Genomic DNA, 16,338 nt, shown 5'->3' with positions numbered 1-16,338 from the left:
CGGCGCGCCGTGACGCGTGGCGGGGGGACGGAGCGCGCACGACGCCCACCCGAGCACATTCCGCCCGGCGAGGCCAGGCGCCACGTCCGCGTACCCGCGTCGGGGCGGGTCATCCGCGCACGGCCGACTCCACCGCCGCGACGGCCTCGGCCAGCCCCGGCGGGTGCGGCAGCCCCGGTACGGTCTGCCCGGCCCAGCCGGGGCCGAGGGTCAGCACGGCCGGCCTCCTGCGGGCGCCGCGCACCCCCCACTCGAGCCCGGCGACGTACTGGGCCAGCGGCCGGCTGGCCGTGGTGCGGGACTGCGCCCACAGGCCGACCGCCGCGGGGCCGGTCCTGCGGACGGCGGCGACCAGCGACTCGACGGGCACCGCTGCGCCGAACATGCGCACCGGCAGGCCGCGTTCGGCGAGTGCGGCGGCCAGCACCTCCAGCGGCAGGGTGTGGTTCTCGCCGGGCACGCAGGCGAGCACGGTGGCCGCGCCGGAGCGGTCGGGCGCCGCGGCCGGAGCGGTCGGCACGGGCGGCGTGTGACGGCGCAGGGCCCCGGAGACGTGCCAGGACAGGAAGTGCTCGACCTCGACGTACCGCTCCCCCGAGTTCTCCCACTTGCGGCCGACCGCCTGGAGCGTCGGCATGATCACCTCCTGCCACGCGGCGACCAGGCCGTACTCCTCGATGGCGGCCTCCAGTTGCGCGTCGAGGGCGGCGGCGTCGAGGCGCAGGGCCGCGCGGGCGAGGCCCTTGCACTCCTGGCGCGCGTCGCCGAGCCGCAGACCGCCCCCGTCCGCCGGGCGGCGCGCGCGGACCGCCCGCCGCGGGGCGGGGGCTTCCGCGCCGGGGGCCCCTCCGCCCGGACCCCCGCCGCCGGGGAGGGGTTCCCGCGCGCCGGGGAGCGGCTCCCGGCCGCCGCGAGGCCCGCTCCCCGCGGGCCCGCGCCCCGTGGATCCGCGCCCCGTGGATCCGCGCCCCGTGGATCCGCGCCCCACGGGCCCGCCCTCCGTGGATCCGCCTCCCGCGGGCCCGCCCTCCGGGGGCGCGTCGGCGGCCGCGGCCTCCGCGCCCGCCTCGTGCAGGGCCAGCCGGGCCGCCTCGGCCGGCGGGAGTCCGGTCGCCGTCAGGGCGCACATCCGCTCCAGGCGGGCCAGGTCCCCGGCGGTCCACCGCCGGTGCCGGCCGCCGACTCGCGCGGCGGGCCCCAATCCGTAACGCTGGTCCCATGAGCGGACCGTCGTCGGCGCCACCCCCAGGCGCCTCGCCACCTCGCCGGTAGTCATCCCGCTGCCGCGCGGTTCACCGGTTGCGTCGTTTTCGTACCGGCGCCGCGTCGCTTCCTCGCCGGATTCCCTGTCCGTAGCCATACCTTCAGCTTACGACGCACAAACGACGCAGCTTGTTCGCGTCGTTTCACCTCGCCAAGACTGGACGCACGAGCCGGCGACAACGGCACACACGCCGTCCCGACCCGCTCCGCGGGCGGATTCTTCCGCGCCCGCACAGCGCAGACGGCAGGAGGAACCAGGCCATGTCCACGCGTACACGAACCACCGGCGCCAGCCCCGCGGCCACGCGGGAGAGCCGCTACGAGGACGAGCTCGCACGCGGTCTGCTCGCCGCCGACGAGGACGCGTTCGCGGCCGTCTACCGGCGCTGGGGCTCACTCGTCCACACCATGGCCACCCGCTCCCTCGGCGACCGCCACGAGGCCGAGGACGTGACCCAGCAGGTGTTCCTCGGCGCCTGGCGCGGCCGGGACGGCTACCGCCCGGAGCGGGGACCGCTCGGCGGGTGGCTCGTCGGCATCACCCGCCGCAAGATCGTCGACGCGCTGGCCGCCCGGACCCGGCGCCTCACCCTGATCGACACCGTGAGCCACGACGCCGAGGACCTGCGGCGCGACGGGGGCGCACCCGACGAGGTGCTGGACCGGGTGCTCGTCGTGGACGCCCTGTCCCGGCTGCCGCACCGTCAGCGCGAGGTGCTGTGCCTGGCCTTCTACGAGGACCTGACCCAGTCCCAGATCGCGGCGCGCACGGGCCTGCCCCTCGGGACGGTGAAGAGCCACACCCGTCGCGGCCTGCACCGCCTGCGGGAGGCGATCGAACAGGGCCGGTCGCACCGCGAATCAGCCTGAACCACCAGAAAACACCCATCCGTCCGCATCCAGGACGGCATCCGCGGACGAAATCCCCCTGAGACCGCGCAACCGGCGCGAGACCCCTCGAAGGAATGGTTGCCATGACTGCTCGTACCCCCCTCGTCCTCGGCGCGTCGGCCGGCGCCTGCGCCCTGGCCCTCTCCGTCGTCGCCCCGGCCGCGGCGGCCGTGCCCGCAGCCGAGAGCGAGGACACCGCGAAGGTGTCCGTCTTCCACGGCGTCCCCGGGCTGACCGTGGACGTCTACGCCAACGGCGACGAGCTCCTCAGCGACTTCAAGCCGGGGACGGTCACCGAGCCCAAGTCCCTGGCCGCCGGGACGTACGACATCCAGATATTCGCCGCCGGCGAGGGCCCGGGCGACGGCACGGCGGCCATCTCGAAGAAGGTCGAGGTGCCCGCCGGGGCGAACGCCACCGTCGCGGCCCACCTCTCCGCCGAAGGCAAGCCGATGCTGACGACGTTCGTCAACGACGTCTCCAAGATCGAGGCCGGCAAGGCGGAGCTGACCGTACGCCACGTCGCCGCCGCCCCGGCGGTGGACGTCCGGGCGAACGGCCAGCCGGTCTTCGAGGACCTGGTGAACCCGAAGGAGGACACCGCCACCGTCGACCCGGGCACCGTCTCCGCCGACGTGGTGCTCGCCGGCACCGACACCGTGGCCATCGGGCCCGCCGACCTGAACCTGAAGGAAGGCACCGAGACCGTCGTGTACGCCTGGGGCAGCGCGGCCGACAAGAACCTCGCGCTGGCGACCCAGACGCTCGACGACGAGACGACCTCCGCCCCGAACGCCGTGCACGCCGGCGGCACCGGCGCGGCCGTCGCCAACTCGTCCGACCAGTGGCTGGCCGCGACCGCCGTGACCGGTATGGCCGCCCTCGCGGGCGCCCTGATGGTCCGCCGGACCGCGAACCGGCGTGGGTGACTCGGCACGGCGGCTCACCGGCCTCGCCGTGGTGACGACCGCCGCCCTGGCGGCGGTCCTCGCCACGGGGGCCGGCCCGGCGGAACGGGCGTCGGCGCCCCCCGGCTTCGGCCGCGTGGACACCGTGCTCGCCGCCGCGCCCGAGGCGTCGGGGCCCCCCGCGCCGCTGCCGGCGGCGTCCCGGGCGGAGCCGTCCCCCGCCCCGCGGCGCGTGACGGTGCCCCGTGTGGGACTCGACGCCCCGGTCCGCCCCGTGGGGGTCACCGCCGAAGGCGACATGGCGGTCCCCGCCGACCCGGCCGTCGCGGGCTGGTACCACTACGGTCCGGCCCCCGGCGGCGCGGAGGGCTCCGCGGTCCTGGTCGGGCACGTCGACGGCGAGACCGGGGACCTCGGCGAGTTCGCCGCGCTGTACCGGGTGCGGCCCGGCGACCGGGTCCAGGTGGGACGCGCCGGGGCCGAACCGGTCGCCTACCGCGTCACGGCCCGCACGACGGTCCCGAAGGACGCCCTCCCGGACGAGGCCTTCCGCAGGAGCGGCCCGCCGGTCCTCACCCTCATCACCTGCGCGCCCCCGTTCACCCCCGAGGACGGCGGCTACCAGGCCAACCTGATCGTCGTCGCGGAGCCGCTCACCAGCTGAGACGTGACCACCACGAGCCGGCGGGCGGCGGCCCCACACAGATACGGAGCAGGACAGTGGCGGTGCCGCACGTCGAACCCACGCACCTGGCGGAGATCGCCCTGGGCAACGGCAACTCGTCCTGCGACGACGCCGAGGCGCTACGGCACGTCGCCGGGTGCGGGCACTGCCGGGAGGAGCTGCGCCGCCTGGCCCGTGTCGTCGCCGCCGCCCGCGCGGTGGAGGAGCGGGACCTCCCCGCCGCCCCGCCGGAGCGGGTGTGGCGGGGCGTCGTACGCGGCCTGGCGGCGCAGGAGCGCCCCTCCGCGGCCCACGGAACCGCCCCGGCGGCGGACGGCTCCGCGTCGGCCGCCGCACCCGCGCCGCGCCCCGTTCAACCGCCGCGCCCCGTTCAACCGCCGCCCCGCCGGGCGCCCACCCCGCCGGCCCCTCCCTCGGATTCCGGCGCCCCGACCGCCCGCCGCCGGGGCGCCCTGGCCGCACTCGGGCTGCTCGCCTGCGCGCTGGTCGTGTGGTGGTACGGGCAGCGGACCGCGGGGGGCAGCGGGCACGCGGACCCGGCGCGTACCGGGAGGCCGGCACCGCGCGGGCGCGCGCGGCGGTCGCGCCCGCCGGCGCGGGCGGTCACGGCTGGCGGCGCGCCTGCTCGGCCGCCTGGCCGGCGGCGCCGGTCTCCGTGGTGGCGCCGCGGGTGCTGAGCCGCCCGCCACTGGACTCCAGGTGCGCGCGCACGAACCACTGGAAGAGCTCCAGCCCGCGCAGCTGCTCGATCAGCATGTCCTGGGTGACCGGGTCGGTGGCCTCGGTGGCCCGCATGGCCTCGCGGTGCTCCTCGATCACGGACGTGTAGACCAGGTCGAGCGCCCCGAGGTGCTCGATGGCCTCGGCGCGGCCGATCGAGTAGTCGTCCCAGGTGCGCCGCTGCACCAGCGCGCCCGGCGTGCCGATCGGCTCGCCGCCGAGCGTGGAGATCCGCTCGGCGAGGTCGTCGGTCATGGCGCGGACCTGGTCGACCTGCGGGTCGATCATCTCGTGCACGGCGATGAAGTGGGGGCCCACGACGTTCCAGTGGACGTGCTTGAGCGTCAGGTGGAGGTCGTTGAGGCAGTGCAGGCGCATCTGCAGCAGCTCGATGATGCCCTGGCTGTCCTGGATGCTCATCCCGGGGATGGTGTACGCGATGTCGGCGGGCTCTGACGGCACGGCGGCACTCCTTGTGCGAGGGGGGATCGGGAGCAGCAGACAACCACCCGCGCCGCCGGCCGCGCCGTACCGGCCCTACCGGCCCGCCCGTTCTCACCGGTTCGGAGCAGGGGCTCCACCGCCCGGTCCGAGGCCACGCGACCGCCCCGCCCACCCGCCGGCCGGCCGCCCCCGTGACGGGTGGCACGGGCGCGCCGGTGACCTGACCCTGGAGGTATGGAAGAAGTCCTCGCCTACGCCGCAGCGGCCCTGGCCGGGCTGTGGGGGGTCGCGCACGCCGTCCCGACCCGGTCCGTCGTCGCCGGCTTCGGAGAGATCTCCGCGGACAACCGCCGGGTGCTGGTGCAGGAGTGGCTGGCCGAGGCGGTGGCGATGTGGGCGTTCGCGGTCCTCGTCGCCGTCGTCACCGCGGTCGGCGGCGGCACCGCCACCGCGCACTGGACGTACCGGGTGGTAGCGGGCGCGCTGCTCGTCATCGCGGCGCTGACGGCTGCCACCGGAGCCCGTACGGGTGTCGTCTGGTTCAAGGTCTGCCCCGTGGTGCTGTCCTGCTCGGCGGCGCTCCTGCTGATCGCGAGCCTCCTCTGACCCCCGGGCCGGCGGCCGTCCGCCGGGGCCGCGCGCCGTCGGGTCCCCCCGGAAACCCTGCGCCACCGGGGCCCCGCGTCCCGCCGGCTCCCGGAAGCGTGCGCCGCCGGCCGCCCGGAGCGGCGCGCCGTCCGGCCCCGGGCCAGGGCCGGACGGCCCCTGCCGCGCCCGCCGGTGCCGCGGTGGGATGGAGGGGAGCGAGCCCAGGCGGTCGCCGCACCGCACACCGCGGCCCCCGCACCGCGCACCGCCCGCGCGGTCGCCGCACCGCATGATCCGAGGGGCGCCATGAGCCACACCCCCGTACGGCTGCGCCGCACCACCGCCGCGATCACCGCGGCGATCGCCTCGGCGCGGCTCGAACCGGTCCTCCTGGCCGTCACCGCCGCCGCGCTGGCCGGTGGCGGCGTCGCCTGGCTGCTCGGCGCGCACGGCGCGGCGGACCTCGTCTGGGCGCTGGGGACCGTCGCGGCCGTCGTACCCGCGGTGGCGTGGGTGCTCGCCGCGCTGCGGCGCGGGCACGCGGGCGTGGACCTGATCGCCGTACTCGCGCTCGGCGGCACCCTGGCCGTCGGGGAGTACCTGGCCGGGTCCCTGATCGCCCTCATGCTCGCCACCGGCCGCACCCTGGAGGCCGCGGCCCGGCGGCGGGCCTCGCACGACCTGCGCGCCCTGCTGGAGCACGCGCCGCGCGTGGCACGCCGCCGCACGGGGGACGAGGTGGCCGCGGTGCCGCTGGCCGAGGTCGCCGTCGGTGACCTGCTCGTCGTCGGGCCGGGCGAGGTGGTGCCCGTCGACGGACGGGTGGAGAGCGCCGCCGCCGTCCTGGACGAGTCGGTGCTCACCGGCGAGTCCCTCCAGGTCGAGCGCCCGCGCGGCGAGCCCGTGCGCAGCGGCGCGGTCAACGCGGGCGGCGCCTTCGAGGTGCGGGCCACGGCCACGGAGCGGGACAGCACCTACGCGGGCATCGTGCGGCTGGCCCGGCAGGCCGGGGCGGAGTCGGCGCCGGTCGTACGGCTGGCCGACCGGTACGCGGCCTGGTTCCTGCCCCTGACCCTCGCGGTGGCGGGCCTGGCCTGGCTGCTCAGCGGCTCCGCGGTGCGCGCGGTGGCCGTGCTGGTCGTCGCCACGCCCTGCCCGCTGCTGCTGGCCGCCCCGGTCGCCGTCGTCTCGGGGCTCTCCCGCGCCTCCCGGCTCGGCGTGGTCATCCGCGACGGCGGGGCACTGGAGACCCTGGGCCGCGCCCGCACCCTCCTGCTCGACAAGACCGGCACCCTCACCGGTGGGCGCCCCCGTGTCCTCGACGTCGCCGCCGCGCCCGGCACCGGGCCGGCGGACGTCCTGCGCCTGGCGGCCTCCGTCGACCAGTTCTCGCCCCACGTGCTGGCGCGGGCCATCGTCGAGACCGCGCGGGAACGCGGCCTCGCGCTGCCCGTCCCGGCGGACGTCACCGAGGAGCCGGGACGGGGCGCGACGGGCCGGGTGGACGGGCACCTGGTCTCCGTCGGCCGCCCCGCCCCCGGCCACGCCCCCGACGGGGAGCGGCCCGCGTGGGCCGAGGCCGTCGACAACCGGGCGCTGCTCGACGGCGCGGCCGTCGCCTGGCTCACCGTCGACGGGCGCCTCACCGGCGCCGTCCTGCTGCGCGACCCGCTGCGGTACGACGCCCCGCGCACCCTGCGCCATCTGCGTACGGCCGGCATCGAGCGCGTCCTGATGCTCACCGGCGACCGCGCCGCCCCCGCCCACGAGGTCGCCGCCGTGCTGGGCCTCGACGGCGTGCTCGCCGAGCTGACCCCGGCCGGCAAGGTCGCCGCCGTACGCGACGAGCGGGCGCGCGCGGTCACCGTCATGGTCGGCGACGGCGTCAACGACGCCCCCGCGCTGGCCGCCGCCGACGTGGGCGTCGCGATGGGCGCGCGCGGCGCCACCGCCTCGTCGGAGGCCGCCGACATCGTCCTGACCACGGACCGCGTCGACCGCCTCGCCGACGCCGTCTCCATCGCCCAGCGCGCCCGCCGCATCGCCGTCCAGAGCGCCCTCGGCGGCATGGTCATGTCGCTGGCCGCCATGGCCGCGGCCGCCGTGGGCCTGCTCCCGCCCGCCGTGGGCGCGCTGCTCCAGGAGGGCATCGACGTCGCCGTCATCCTCAACGCCCTGCGCGCGCTGCGCGTCGACCGGGCCGCGCGCCCCGCCCTGACGCCCGCCGCCGAGGCCCTCGTCCACCGGTTCGCCGCCGAACACGACGACCTGCGGGACGTCCTCGACTCCGTACGCGCCGCCGCCGACCGCCTCTCCGGCGACCCCGGCCCGGACGCCCTGGCGGCCGTGGAGGAGACCCACCGGCTGCTGACCGAGCGGCTGCTGCCCCACGAGTACGCCGAGGAGCACGAGCTGTACCCGGCGCTGGCCCCGACGCTCGGCGGCCCCGAGGCCACGGCCACCATGAGCCGCGCCCACACCGAGATCGAACGGCTCTCCCGGCGCGTCGCCACCCACCTGGAGCTGGCCCGCGCGAGCGGCGGGCTGGCCCCCGGGCAACTCGACGACCTGCGCTCCTGCCTGTACGGGCTGAACACGGTCCTGCGCCTGCACTTCACCCAGGAGGAGGAGAACTACTTCACCCTCGCGCCGTGACGCGCCCGGCGGGCCGCCCGGTACGCGAACGCCCGGGCGGCCCCGCCCGGAGCCGGCGTGCCCGGTGACACGGGGCGGGGCGCGCCCCAATACCCGGATGACACCGATACCTCCCTTAATGTGATGATCCGCCGGACGGAAGGGAGGGATCGTGAGCGACGTCGTCCTCGTGCTGATCGCGCTCGCGGCCTGGATCGTCGTCGGTCTGGTGACCGCGCTGTGGATGGCCCGCCGGGGCCACCGCAGCCCCGGCGGGCTGTTCATGGGAGCGGTCTTCGGCCCGGTTCTGGCCGTCACGGCGGGCGAGCGGGTCGAACACGCCCCGCAGGGCCCGCCTCCGGCCGGTACCGCCGAGGGTCAGGGGCTCCTGCGGGTGCTGGTCGGCGTCGACGGGTCGCCGGAGTCGCGCGAGGCGCTCAGGACCGCCGTCCACCTCTTCGGGCCGTACGCGCCGACCCTCGTCGCCGCGGTCGTCGCCGACTACGACGGCGCGGAGGCGGAGCGCGCGGGCGACCCCGCCGCCGCGGTACGCCGGCGCATCGGCACCCCGGACCGGGACGTCACCCCGTACCTGACCGGATACGAGGTGCTCGCGGGCCCGCCGGCCGAGGCGCTCGGCCGGTACGCCCGGGAGAACCGCATGGACCTCGTCGTCGTCGGGCGCCACGGCCGCGGGCTGTCCAAGCGGCTGATGGGCAGCGTGCCCCAGGCGCTGCTGCGCGAGGGGGCCGTGCCGGTGCTCGTGACGGGCGGGCCCGGCGCCCCGCGCCGCCGGTGACGCTCCCGGAGGCCACGCTCGTCGGCGTGCCGGCCGCCATGGGGGTCCTGGCCGCCGCCACCCCCTGGCTCGTGCGGCGCCTGCGGCGGGACGCGGGGTACGTGCTCGCGGCGGCCTTCGTGACCCTGGCGGTGGCCCTCGGACTGGCGGCGCGGGCGCCCCTGGCCGACGAGCCGGTCACCGTCTCCTGGCGGTGGATGCCCTCGCTCGGCGTGTCCCTCACCCTGCGCCTGGACGGCCTGGCGTGGCTGTTCTGCCTGCTCGTCCTGGCGGTCGGCGCGCTGGTCCTCTCCTACAGCGCCCGCTACCTGTCCGAGGACGGCCGGCACGGACGCGTCTACACCCTCCTCACGGCCTTCGGCACCGCGATGCTCGGCCTGGTCCTCGCCGGTGACCTCGTCCTGCTCTTCGTCTTCTGGGAGCTGACCACCATCCTGTCGTTCCTGCTCATCGGGACGACCGGTCCGCAAGCCGCGCGGCCCGCCGTGCGCGCGCTGCTGGTGACCGCCCTCGGCGGCCTCGCCCTGCTCGTCGCCGTGGTCCTCCTGACGATCGCCGCGGGCACCACGGACGTCGCGGCGGTGCTGGACGCGCGCGAGGAGGTCCTGGCCTCCCCCCTCGGGCCGGCCGTGGCGGCGCTGCTGATCCTCTCGGCCGTCACCAAGTCCGCCCAGTTCCCCTTCCACTTCTGGCTGCCGGGGGCGATGGTCGCCATCACGCCGGTGAGCGCCTACCTGCACGCCGCGACCATGGTGAAGGCGGGCGTGTACCTGCTGCTGCGCTTCTCCGCCGTGTACGCCGGGCAGCCGGGCTGGTCGCTCGCCCTGCTCTCGGTGGGCCTGGTCACCGCGGTCCTGGGCGCCCTGCAGGCCCTGCGCGAGTACGACCTGAAGGCGCTCCTCGCGTACTCCACGGTCAGTCAGCTGGGGCTGCTGGTAGCGGCGATCGGGGTCGGCACGACGGCGGCGCTGGCCGCGGCCGTCCTGCACACCTTCGCGCACGCGCTGTTCAAGGCGACCCTGTTCATGCTGGTGGGGGTCATCGACCAGGAGGCCGGCAGCCGCGACATCCGCACGCTGTCGGGGCTGCGGCGGGTCATGCCGGTGACGGCGACGCTGACCGGGCTGGCCGGGCTGTCCCTGGCGGGGGTGCCGCCGCTGATCGGCTTCGTCAGCAAGGAGTCGCTGTTCCAGGGGTTCGCCGGGGCCGGTGTGTTCCCGGGGGCCGGACTGGTCGCCGGCGCCCTGGCCGTCGCCGCCTCCGCCCTGACCTTCGCCTACGGCACGCGCATCTTCTTCGGTGTGTTCACCGGCCCGACGGTCCAGCTGCGGCTCTACGAACCCGCCTGGCCCTTCCTCGCCCCCGCGGCGGTCGCGGCGGCGGCGGGGCTGCTGCTCGGGCCCGCCGTGAGCCTGCTGGACCCGCTGATGCGCAGGGCCGTGCTGGACGCCGAGCCCTGGGGGACTCCGCCGTCCTTCGTCTTCTGGCACGGGCTGAGCCCCGAACTGGCCATGTCCGCCGTCACCATGGCGCTCGGCGTGTCGCTCCTCCTCGCCCGCGGCAGGACCGACGTCGCGCTGCGCCGGCTGCCCCGGCTCGGCGGCACCGTCACCTTCGACCGGACGTACCGCGGTCTGCTGGACCTCGGCGGGTTCGTCGGGCGCCTCGATCTGCGCGCGGCGCCCGGCCCGTACCTGGTCCGCCCGGTGCTGGGGCTCGCCGCCCTGGGGGGCGCGGCCTTCGCGCTCACGGACGCGCCGGGGGCCGTGTCCGGCGCCGGGGACGGCCCGGCGCGATGGGTGGTGCTGCTCCTGCTCGCGGCGGCGGTGGCCGGGCTGGCCGCCGCCCGGTCGCCCGTGGCGGCCGTGGGGCTGCTGGGGACCACGGGGCTGATCGTGACCGTGTGGTTCCTGCTGTCCGGGGCGCCGGACGTCGCGCTCACCCTGCTCCTGGTGGAGGTGCTCACCGCGGTGGTGGCCGCCTTCGTCCTGCGCGGCCCCGCCTCGTACCCCGGCCGGCCCGGCCGCGGCGGCGGTGCGCTGGGCGCCCTGGCCGTGGCGGTGGCGGCCGGGTGCGCCGCGACGGGGGCCGTCCTGGCCCTCACCGGGCGCCGGGCCCCCTCGGCGGCCGGGGAGTACTTCCTGCGCAACGCCGAGCCGCAGACCGGAGGGAGCAACGTCGTCAACACGATCCTGGTGGACTACCGGGGGCTGGACACCCTGGGCGAGTCGGCCGTCCTGGTCGCGGCGGCCCTGGGGCTGGCCCTCCTCCTGCCCGGCGGGCCCGGCGCGCCCGCCCGCGGGCGGCTCGCCGAAGCGCCGTACGCCGAGGTCCTGCCGCCCGCCTACCGCCTGCTCGCGCCCGCCGTCGCCGTCCTCTCCGGCTACCTGTTCCTGCGCGGCCACAACGAACCGGGCGGCGGCTTCATCGCCGCGCTCACCGCCGGAGCCGCGGTGGCGCTGGCCCAGCTCGCCGGCACCCCGCTCCCCCGGTGGCTGCGGGGCGGGCCGCTGCTCGCGGCGGGGCTGCTGCTGGCGCTCGCGGCGGGGCTGGCCGCCACCCTGGCGGGCCGCCCGTTCCTGACCCCCCTGACCGCCCCCGGCGGCTGGCCCCGTACGGCGCTGCTGTTCGACGCCGGGGTGTACGCCCTGGTCCTGGGGTTGACGGTGGTCGTGGTGCGGCGGCTCGGCGGGGTGCGGAGCGCGTCGTGGTGACGGCCGCGCTCGCCGTGGGCGTCCTGACGGCCGGGGGCGTCTTCCTCGTGCTGCGCCCCGGTCTGGTCCGCATCACGTTCGGGTTCGTCCTCCTGGGCCACGCGGTGAACGTGCTGCTGCTGGCCGCCGGCGGCACGGCCCGCCGGGGCGCCCCGCTGATCGGCCACGGCGCCGTCCCGCTGATGGCCGACCCGCTGCCGCAGGCGTTCGTCCTGACGGCCATCGTCATCACCTTCGGGATCACCGTGTACCTGCTCGGCCTGGCGTCCGCCGACCCCGCGGGGCCGCCCCCCGGGCCCCCGGCCTCCGACGCCCCCGCCGGGCCGCTTCCGCAGCGCCCCGTGCCCGACGCACCCGCCAAGCCGGGCCCCGAGCACCCCCCGTCCCACGCCCCCGCCGGGCCGGATGCGGAGCACCCCCCGTCGGGCCTCCCGCCGCGCGCCCCCGCCGGGCCCGCTTCCGGCCGCCGCCCGTCCGACGGCCACCGGGAGGGCGCCCCGTGAGCGGCACCGTCCTCACCCTCCCCCTGGCGCTTCCGCTGCTGGCGGCCGGGCTGCTCGTCCTCCTGCCGGTCGGGGCCGGAGCGCGCCGGTGGACGGCCGCGGCCGTCTCCCTGGCGGTGCTCGGCCTCGGCTCGGCGCTCGTCGCCGCCACCGCGGACGGCACCGTCCTCCACCAGGCCGTCGGCGGGTGGCCCCCCGGCATCTCGATCGTGTTCGCCTGCGACATGCTCAGCGCGCTGATGGTGTGCGTCAGCGCCGTCCTCGTGACGGTCTCGCTCGCCTTCGCCGCCGCCGCCGGCGACGACCGGGACCCGCTGTTCACCCCGCTCGCGCTGGTCCTCTCCGCCGGCGTGTACGGGGCGTTCCTCACCGCGGACCTGTTCAACCTCTTCGTGTGCGTCGAGGTGATGCTCGTCCCCTCGTACGCCCTGCTCAGCATGTCCGGCGGACGGAGGGGGACCGCGGCGGGCCGGGTCTACACCACGGTCAGCCTGCTCGCCTCGACGATCCTGCTGGCCGGGACCGGCCTCGTCTACGGCGCCGCGGGCACCGTGAACCTGGGCGAGCTGGCGGGCGCGGCGAGCCGGGACCCGGCCACCGCCGTCGCCGCGGGCGTCGTCCTGCTCGCCCTGGCCGCCAAGGCGGCCGTCGTACCGCTGCACGGTTGGCTGCCGCGCTGCTACCCGGCGGCGCCGCCCTCGGTGACCGTGCTCTTCTCCGGTCTGCTGACCAAGGTGGGCGTGTACGGGATCATCAGGGTGTACGCGGTCGTCTTCGACGGCACCGGGCTCTCTCCCGTCATCATGGCGGCCGCCCTGGTGACGATGGTGGTCGGTGTGCTGGGGGCCGTGGGGCAGCCCGGCATGCGGGGTGTGCTGTGCTTCCACATGGTGAGCCAGATCGGCTACCTCCTGCTCGCCCTGGCGCTGTTCACCGCGGCCGGGCTCGCCGCCGGGGTGTTCTTCCTCGTCCAGTACGTCCTCGTCAAGGCGGCCCTGCTGACCTGCGCCGCGGCCGTGGAGAGCGTCCACGGCACCGACCGCCTCGACGAGCTGGACCGGCTGGCCCACAGCGCGCCCGTGCTCGCGGGCTCCTTCCTGGTCGCCGCGTTCTCCCTCGCGGGGATGCCGCCCCTGTCCGGCTTCACCGCGAAGCTGGCCCTGATCAGGGCGGCGGCGCAGCAGGCGGAGTACCTCGCCCTCGGGGTCGCCGCCGCGGTCGGCCTGCTCACCCTCACCTCCATGATCAAGATCTGGAGCACCGCCTTCTGGAGCGGTTCGGTGGTCCCCTCCCACACCCGCAGCGCGCCCCTCCCGCTGGCGTCGGCCCCCGTGCGGCCGGCCCTGACGGCCCCCGCGCTGCTCCTGGCCGTCCCCTCTCTCGCCCTGGGCGTGCTCGCCGAGCCGCTGCTGGCCGCCTCGTCCACGGCGGCGGCCGGCCTCGTCGACACCTCGGCCTACGTGCGGGCGGTGACCCGGTGACCCGTCGCTTCACCCGACGTGCCGCCCGGCTGCGACGAGCGGCCGCCGTCTGCGGTCGCGCCGTGCCCTTCCTGCTGTACTACGGCCGGTACTTCCTGCACGCCAACGCGGTCGTGGCCTGGGAGATCGTCAGCCCCGGCAGCCGGCTCGCCCCGGTCATCACCCGGCTGCCCCTGCGCAGCCGCACGCCCTGGGAGATCGCGGCACTCGCCCACCTGGTCAGCCTGGCGCCGGGGACGCTCGTCCTGGAGGCGCGGACCGCCCCGCCCGAGCTGCTCGTCCACGGCATGCACGCCGAAGACCCCCGGCGCTTCCTCGCCACGCTTCGGGATCTCGAGGACCGGCTGCTGGCCGTGGTCCGCCCGGCCGAGGCCGGGAGAGGTGTCCCGTGACGGCCGTCGACATCCTGCTGGGCGCCCTGGCCGCGGTGATGCCCGTGGCTCTGTGGCGGCTGGCCGCCGGCCCCACCGACGCCGACCGGGTGGTGGCCGCGGACCTCACGTTCGTGGTCCTCGTGGCCGCGGTGGCGCTGCTGGCCGTCAGGACGCGGGAGTCCGCCGTGCTCGTGCTGGTCCTCGTCGCCACCCTCGTGGGCTTCCTCGCCACCATCGCCGTCGCCCACCTGCTCGAACGGAGGAACCGGCCGTGACCGCGCAGTCCGTGCTCGGGTACACGCTGGCGGGGGCCGGCACCGCCCTGATCGTGGTCGCGGCGCTCGGGATGGTCCGCCTCCCCGACGCGTACAACCGGGCCAACGCGGTGGCCAAGGCCGCCGCGCTCGGCGTCGTCTGCGTCCTGCTCGGCGTCCTCGTCCTCGACCCGGACCCCTTCACCGCCGTCGTCCTCACGGCGGGGGCCGCGGCGCAACTGCTGACGACCCCGTTCGCCGCCTACGCGGTGGGCCGCGGCGCGTACCGGTCGAACACCCCGGCCGCGCCGTCCACCCGCCGCGACGACCTCCCGGCCCCACCCGCGCCGGACCGGGCGGACGGCCCCTGAGAGCACCCTGCGCGGGCGCACCACCCGCTTGGCCGGGTCGCCGCCGGGCGGGGGCTCCGATGCCTTAAGAGCCGATGTCGGGCTCGGGCCCGCACTGGATCTTGCCGATGAAGTAGCCGCCGAACGCGCCGCCGAGCAGTCCGGCGGCGGCACCGGCCGGGCCACCGGCGAAGACACCGCCGACCACCGCGCCGACGACCGCCTTGTTCATCTCCTTGCGCATGCAGTCGTGCCACTCCTTGTGCCGCGGCCCTTCGGCGGCGGCTCCGAGAGCGGCAGCCGGCGCGAAGAACACCTGACGGGCCACTGCGGAGGACGTCTTCGCGGTGGGAGAGGCGAGTGAAGCGCCCTGGCCGACGGAGAAGCCGGGCGCGGTCATGGTGCCAGTGACCGTACCGCTGCCGTCGCCGATGGTCTGAATCAGCGTGGTGCCCTCGACACGGAGGTGGACCGGTTGCGTCCTGCCGGTGGTGTCCCGCAGCGTTCCGGGCCTGATCACCGCGTGGGTGACGCCGTCGGAGTCGACCACGAGGAGCCTGTCCTCCTCGGCGGCGGCGCGGTAGCCGTCGGGGATGGTCAGGGTCGTGGTGGCCGTCTTCTCGTACGTCTGGGGCTGGGCCTCGGTACCGGCCGGGTCGCCGCCGGGCGGGGTGGGACCGGTGTGGGCGATGTACATGGTCGACCCGGCGGAGGAATCGACGACGGGGACCATGACGGTGGCTTCGGTCGTCCAGGGGGAGCCGCCCCTGTCGAACGTCCAGGTGCCGGTGACCTCCTTCGCGACGGCCGCGAAGTCGACCCAGCCGTAGTTCTTCGACGGAACGGTGACGAGCACGCCGTTGATCTCGGACTCGTCCACCTGGTAGGTGGTGGTCGACGTCAGCTGCGAGCTGATCATGGCCTGCAGGGGGGCGGAGACGCCCAGGGAAGTCGAGACGCCCGCGGAGAAGCTCTGCGACCATCCGCTGCGGTAGATCGTCGTGAAGACCTGGGTGACCTTCTCGGAGGTGTCGTTGTACCAGACCGAGGACGCCTTCTCGAGCGGCAGGGCCCGGGGGTCCCCTTCGGAGGTCTGCTTCCAGGAGCAGGTGGAGGTGCTGGTGGCGCACAGGCGCGCGTAGTAGTCGGTGGCGAGCCGCATGGCCTCCGGCTGCTTCGCCGCCGAGACGGTCCACTCCTGCGCCCCGGTGCCGTTGCACCGGTACACCTGGGTCCAGGCGTCGGTGTGCTGGGCACCCTGGACGATGTCGAGGCAGCGGTCGTTGGTGCGGCGGACGAGTGTGAACGTGTTCGGCTTGCCGGCGACCGGGCGGAAGTGCCACTCCTGTCCGGCCTTGCCGCACGCCTGCTGGCTCAGCGGGAACCCCTCGGTCAGGCACTTGCCGGTGACGGTGTTGGCGACCTGGAACTCGCCGTGGCCGAGCGGGATCAGCCGCCAGTTCTGATGGTGGCCGGGGGTGTTGTTCGCGACGACGAACACGCCGTCGCCGGTGTTGCCGTTCTGGACGTCGAGTCGGCGTCCGTTGGCCGTCGCGAAGGTCCAGGAGTCGCCGTCGGCCGCCTCGGCCGCCCGCGCGGTGCCGACGACTCCGGTGGCGAGCATGAGCAGGGCGATGAGCGGTGCCGCCCAGAGATGCGGCGCACGTAAGGGATGTGAGCGCATGACGCCTTCCTGTGGATGATCCGTCAGTCCTCGTGCTGTTCGCGTT

The 16,338-nt window shown here is 76.4% G+C and carries 16 protein-coding genes; 12 read left to right on the top strand and 4 right to left on the bottom strand.

The genetic code is table 11. From position 1 onward, the window contains the following. Nucleotides 1–109: 109 nt before the first annotated feature. Nucleotides 110–1,276 (bottom strand): MerR family transcriptional regulator, encoded by a 1,167-nt coding sequence (locus tag CP974_RS27005; protein ID WP_051839745.1) that lies wholly within the window; start codon nucleotides 1,274–1,276, stop codon nucleotides 110–112. A 248-nt stretch (nucleotides 1,277–1,524) separates the two neighbouring features. Here CP974_RS27005 and CP974_RS27000 point away from each other — a divergent pair, with 248 nt between their 5' ends. The 3 genes from CP974_RS27000 (at nucleotide 1,525) to CP974_RS26990 (ending at nucleotide 3,726) form a co-directional block, all read left to right on the top strand. Continuing rightward, entirely contained in the window at nucleotides 1,525–2,133 is a 609-nt protein-coding gene (locus CP974_RS27000) for an RNA polymerase sigma factor (RefSeq protein ID WP_031134228.1), read from the top strand. 104 nt (nucleotides 2,134–2,237) lie between these two features. Then, complete coding sequence (locus CP974_RS26995; RefSeq protein WP_031134226.1) at nucleotides 2,238–3,083, top strand: DUF4397 domain-containing protein; 846 nt, start codon at nucleotides 2,238–2,240, stop codon at nucleotides 3,081–3,083. Next, nucleotides 3,076–3,726, top strand: coding sequence for a class F sortase (locus tag CP974_RS26990; protein ID WP_031134224.1), 651 nt, complete (start codon nucleotides 3,076–3,078; stop codon nucleotides 3,724–3,726). Before CP974_RS26995 ends, CP974_RS26990 begins: the two co-directional genes overlap by 8 nt. A 140-nt stretch (nucleotides 3,727–3,866) precedes the next feature. Here the strand turns inward: CP974_RS26990 and CP974_RS29840 are convergent, their stop codons facing one another. Both CP974_RS29840 and CP974_RS26980 read right to left on the bottom strand, forming a co-directional pair. Then, on the bottom strand, nucleotides 3,867–4,040 hold the full coding sequence (locus tag CP974_RS29840) for a hypothetical protein (protein WP_159311479.1): 174 nt from the start codon (nucleotides 4,038–4,040) through the stop codon (nucleotides 3,867–3,869). A gap of 310 nt (nucleotides 4,041–4,350) precedes the next feature. Continuing rightward, complete coding sequence (locus CP974_RS26980) at nucleotides 4,351–4,929, bottom strand: Dps family protein (protein WP_031130043.1); 579 nt, start codon at nucleotides 4,927–4,929, stop codon at nucleotides 4,351–4,353. A gap of 216 nt (nucleotides 4,930–5,145) precedes the next feature. On the opposite strand from CP974_RS26980, the gene CP974_RS26975 reads away from it, so the two are divergent. The 9 genes from CP974_RS26975 to CP974_RS26935 all read left to right on the top strand — a co-directional run bounded on the left by CP974_RS26975 (nucleotide 5,146) and on the right by CP974_RS26935 (nucleotide 14,629). After that, nucleotides 5,146–5,517, top strand: coding sequence for a hypothetical protein (locus tag CP974_RS26975; RefSeq protein ID WP_031130042.1), 372 nt, complete (start codon nucleotides 5,146–5,148; stop codon nucleotides 5,515–5,517). Nucleotides 5,518–5,805: 288 nt separating this feature from the next. Further along, nucleotides 5,806–8,154, top strand: coding sequence for a heavy metal translocating P-type ATPase (locus CP974_RS26970; protein ID WP_031130041.1), 2,349 nt, complete (start codon nucleotides 5,806–5,808; stop codon nucleotides 8,152–8,154). A 151-nt stretch (nucleotides 8,155–8,305) separates the two neighbouring features. Further along, a complete protein-coding gene (locus tag CP974_RS26965; protein ID WP_031130040.1) occupies nucleotides 8,306–8,932 on the top strand; it encodes a universal stress protein in 627 nt (208 codons plus the stop codon). Nucleotides 8,933–8,958: 26 nt separating this feature from the next. Continuing rightward, entirely contained in the window at nucleotides 8,959–11,646 is a 2,688-nt protein-coding gene (mbhE, locus tag CP974_RS26960) for a hydrogen gas-evolving membrane-bound hydrogenase subunit E (protein ID WP_196786101.1), read from the top strand. Beyond that, on the top strand, nucleotides 11,640–12,149 hold the full coding sequence (locus tag CP974_RS26955; protein ID WP_215908540.1) for a sodium:proton antiporter: 510 nt from the start codon (nucleotides 11,640–11,642) through the stop codon (nucleotides 12,147–12,149). The genes mbhE and CP974_RS26955 overlap by 7 nt, the downstream gene beginning before the upstream one ends. After that, nucleotides 12,146–13,630, top strand: coding sequence for a proton-conducting transporter transmembrane domain-containing protein (locus tag CP974_RS26950; RefSeq protein ID WP_031130036.1), 1,485 nt, complete (start codon nucleotides 12,146–12,148; stop codon nucleotides 13,628–13,630). Before CP974_RS26955 ends, CP974_RS26950 begins: the two co-directional genes overlap by 4 nt. Next, on the top strand, nucleotides 13,627–14,022 hold the full coding sequence (locus CP974_RS26945; RefSeq protein ID WP_031130035.1) for a Na+/H+ antiporter subunit E: 396 nt from the start codon (nucleotides 13,627–13,629) through the stop codon (nucleotides 14,020–14,022). Before CP974_RS26950 ends, CP974_RS26945 begins: the two co-directional genes overlap by 4 nt. Next, the gene (locus CP974_RS26940) at nucleotides 14,019–14,279 is read left to right on the top strand and encodes an MrpF/PhaF family protein (RefSeq protein WP_031130033.1); all 261 of its coding nucleotides are present in this window, start codon (nucleotides 14,019–14,021) and stop codon (nucleotides 14,277–14,279) included. The genes CP974_RS26945 and CP974_RS26940 overlap by 4 nt, the downstream gene beginning before the upstream one ends. After that, complete coding sequence (locus tag CP974_RS26935; protein ID WP_069978986.1) at nucleotides 14,276–14,629, top strand: cation:proton antiporter; 354 nt, start codon at nucleotides 14,276–14,278, stop codon at nucleotides 14,627–14,629. The genes CP974_RS26940 and CP974_RS26935 overlap by 4 nt, the downstream gene beginning before the upstream one ends. Before the next feature lie 64 nt (nucleotides 14,630–14,693). Here CP974_RS26935 and CP974_RS26930 read toward each other — a convergent pair whose 3' ends face one another. Further along, nucleotides 14,694–16,292 (bottom strand): RICIN domain-containing protein, encoded by a 1,599-nt coding sequence (locus CP974_RS26930; RefSeq protein WP_031130031.1) that lies wholly within the window; start codon nucleotides 16,290–16,292, stop codon nucleotides 14,694–14,696. Between the last annotated feature and the right edge of the window lie 46 nt (nucleotides 16,293–16,338).

Source organism: Streptomyces fradiae ATCC 10745 = DSM 40063, assembly GCF_008704425.1.
GTDB lineage: Bacteria > Actinomycetota > Actinomycetes > Streptomycetales > Streptomycetaceae > Streptomyces > Streptomyces fradiae.
Note: the sequence above shows the minus strand (reverse complement) of the source record. Positions and strands in the feature narration are given on the sequence as shown.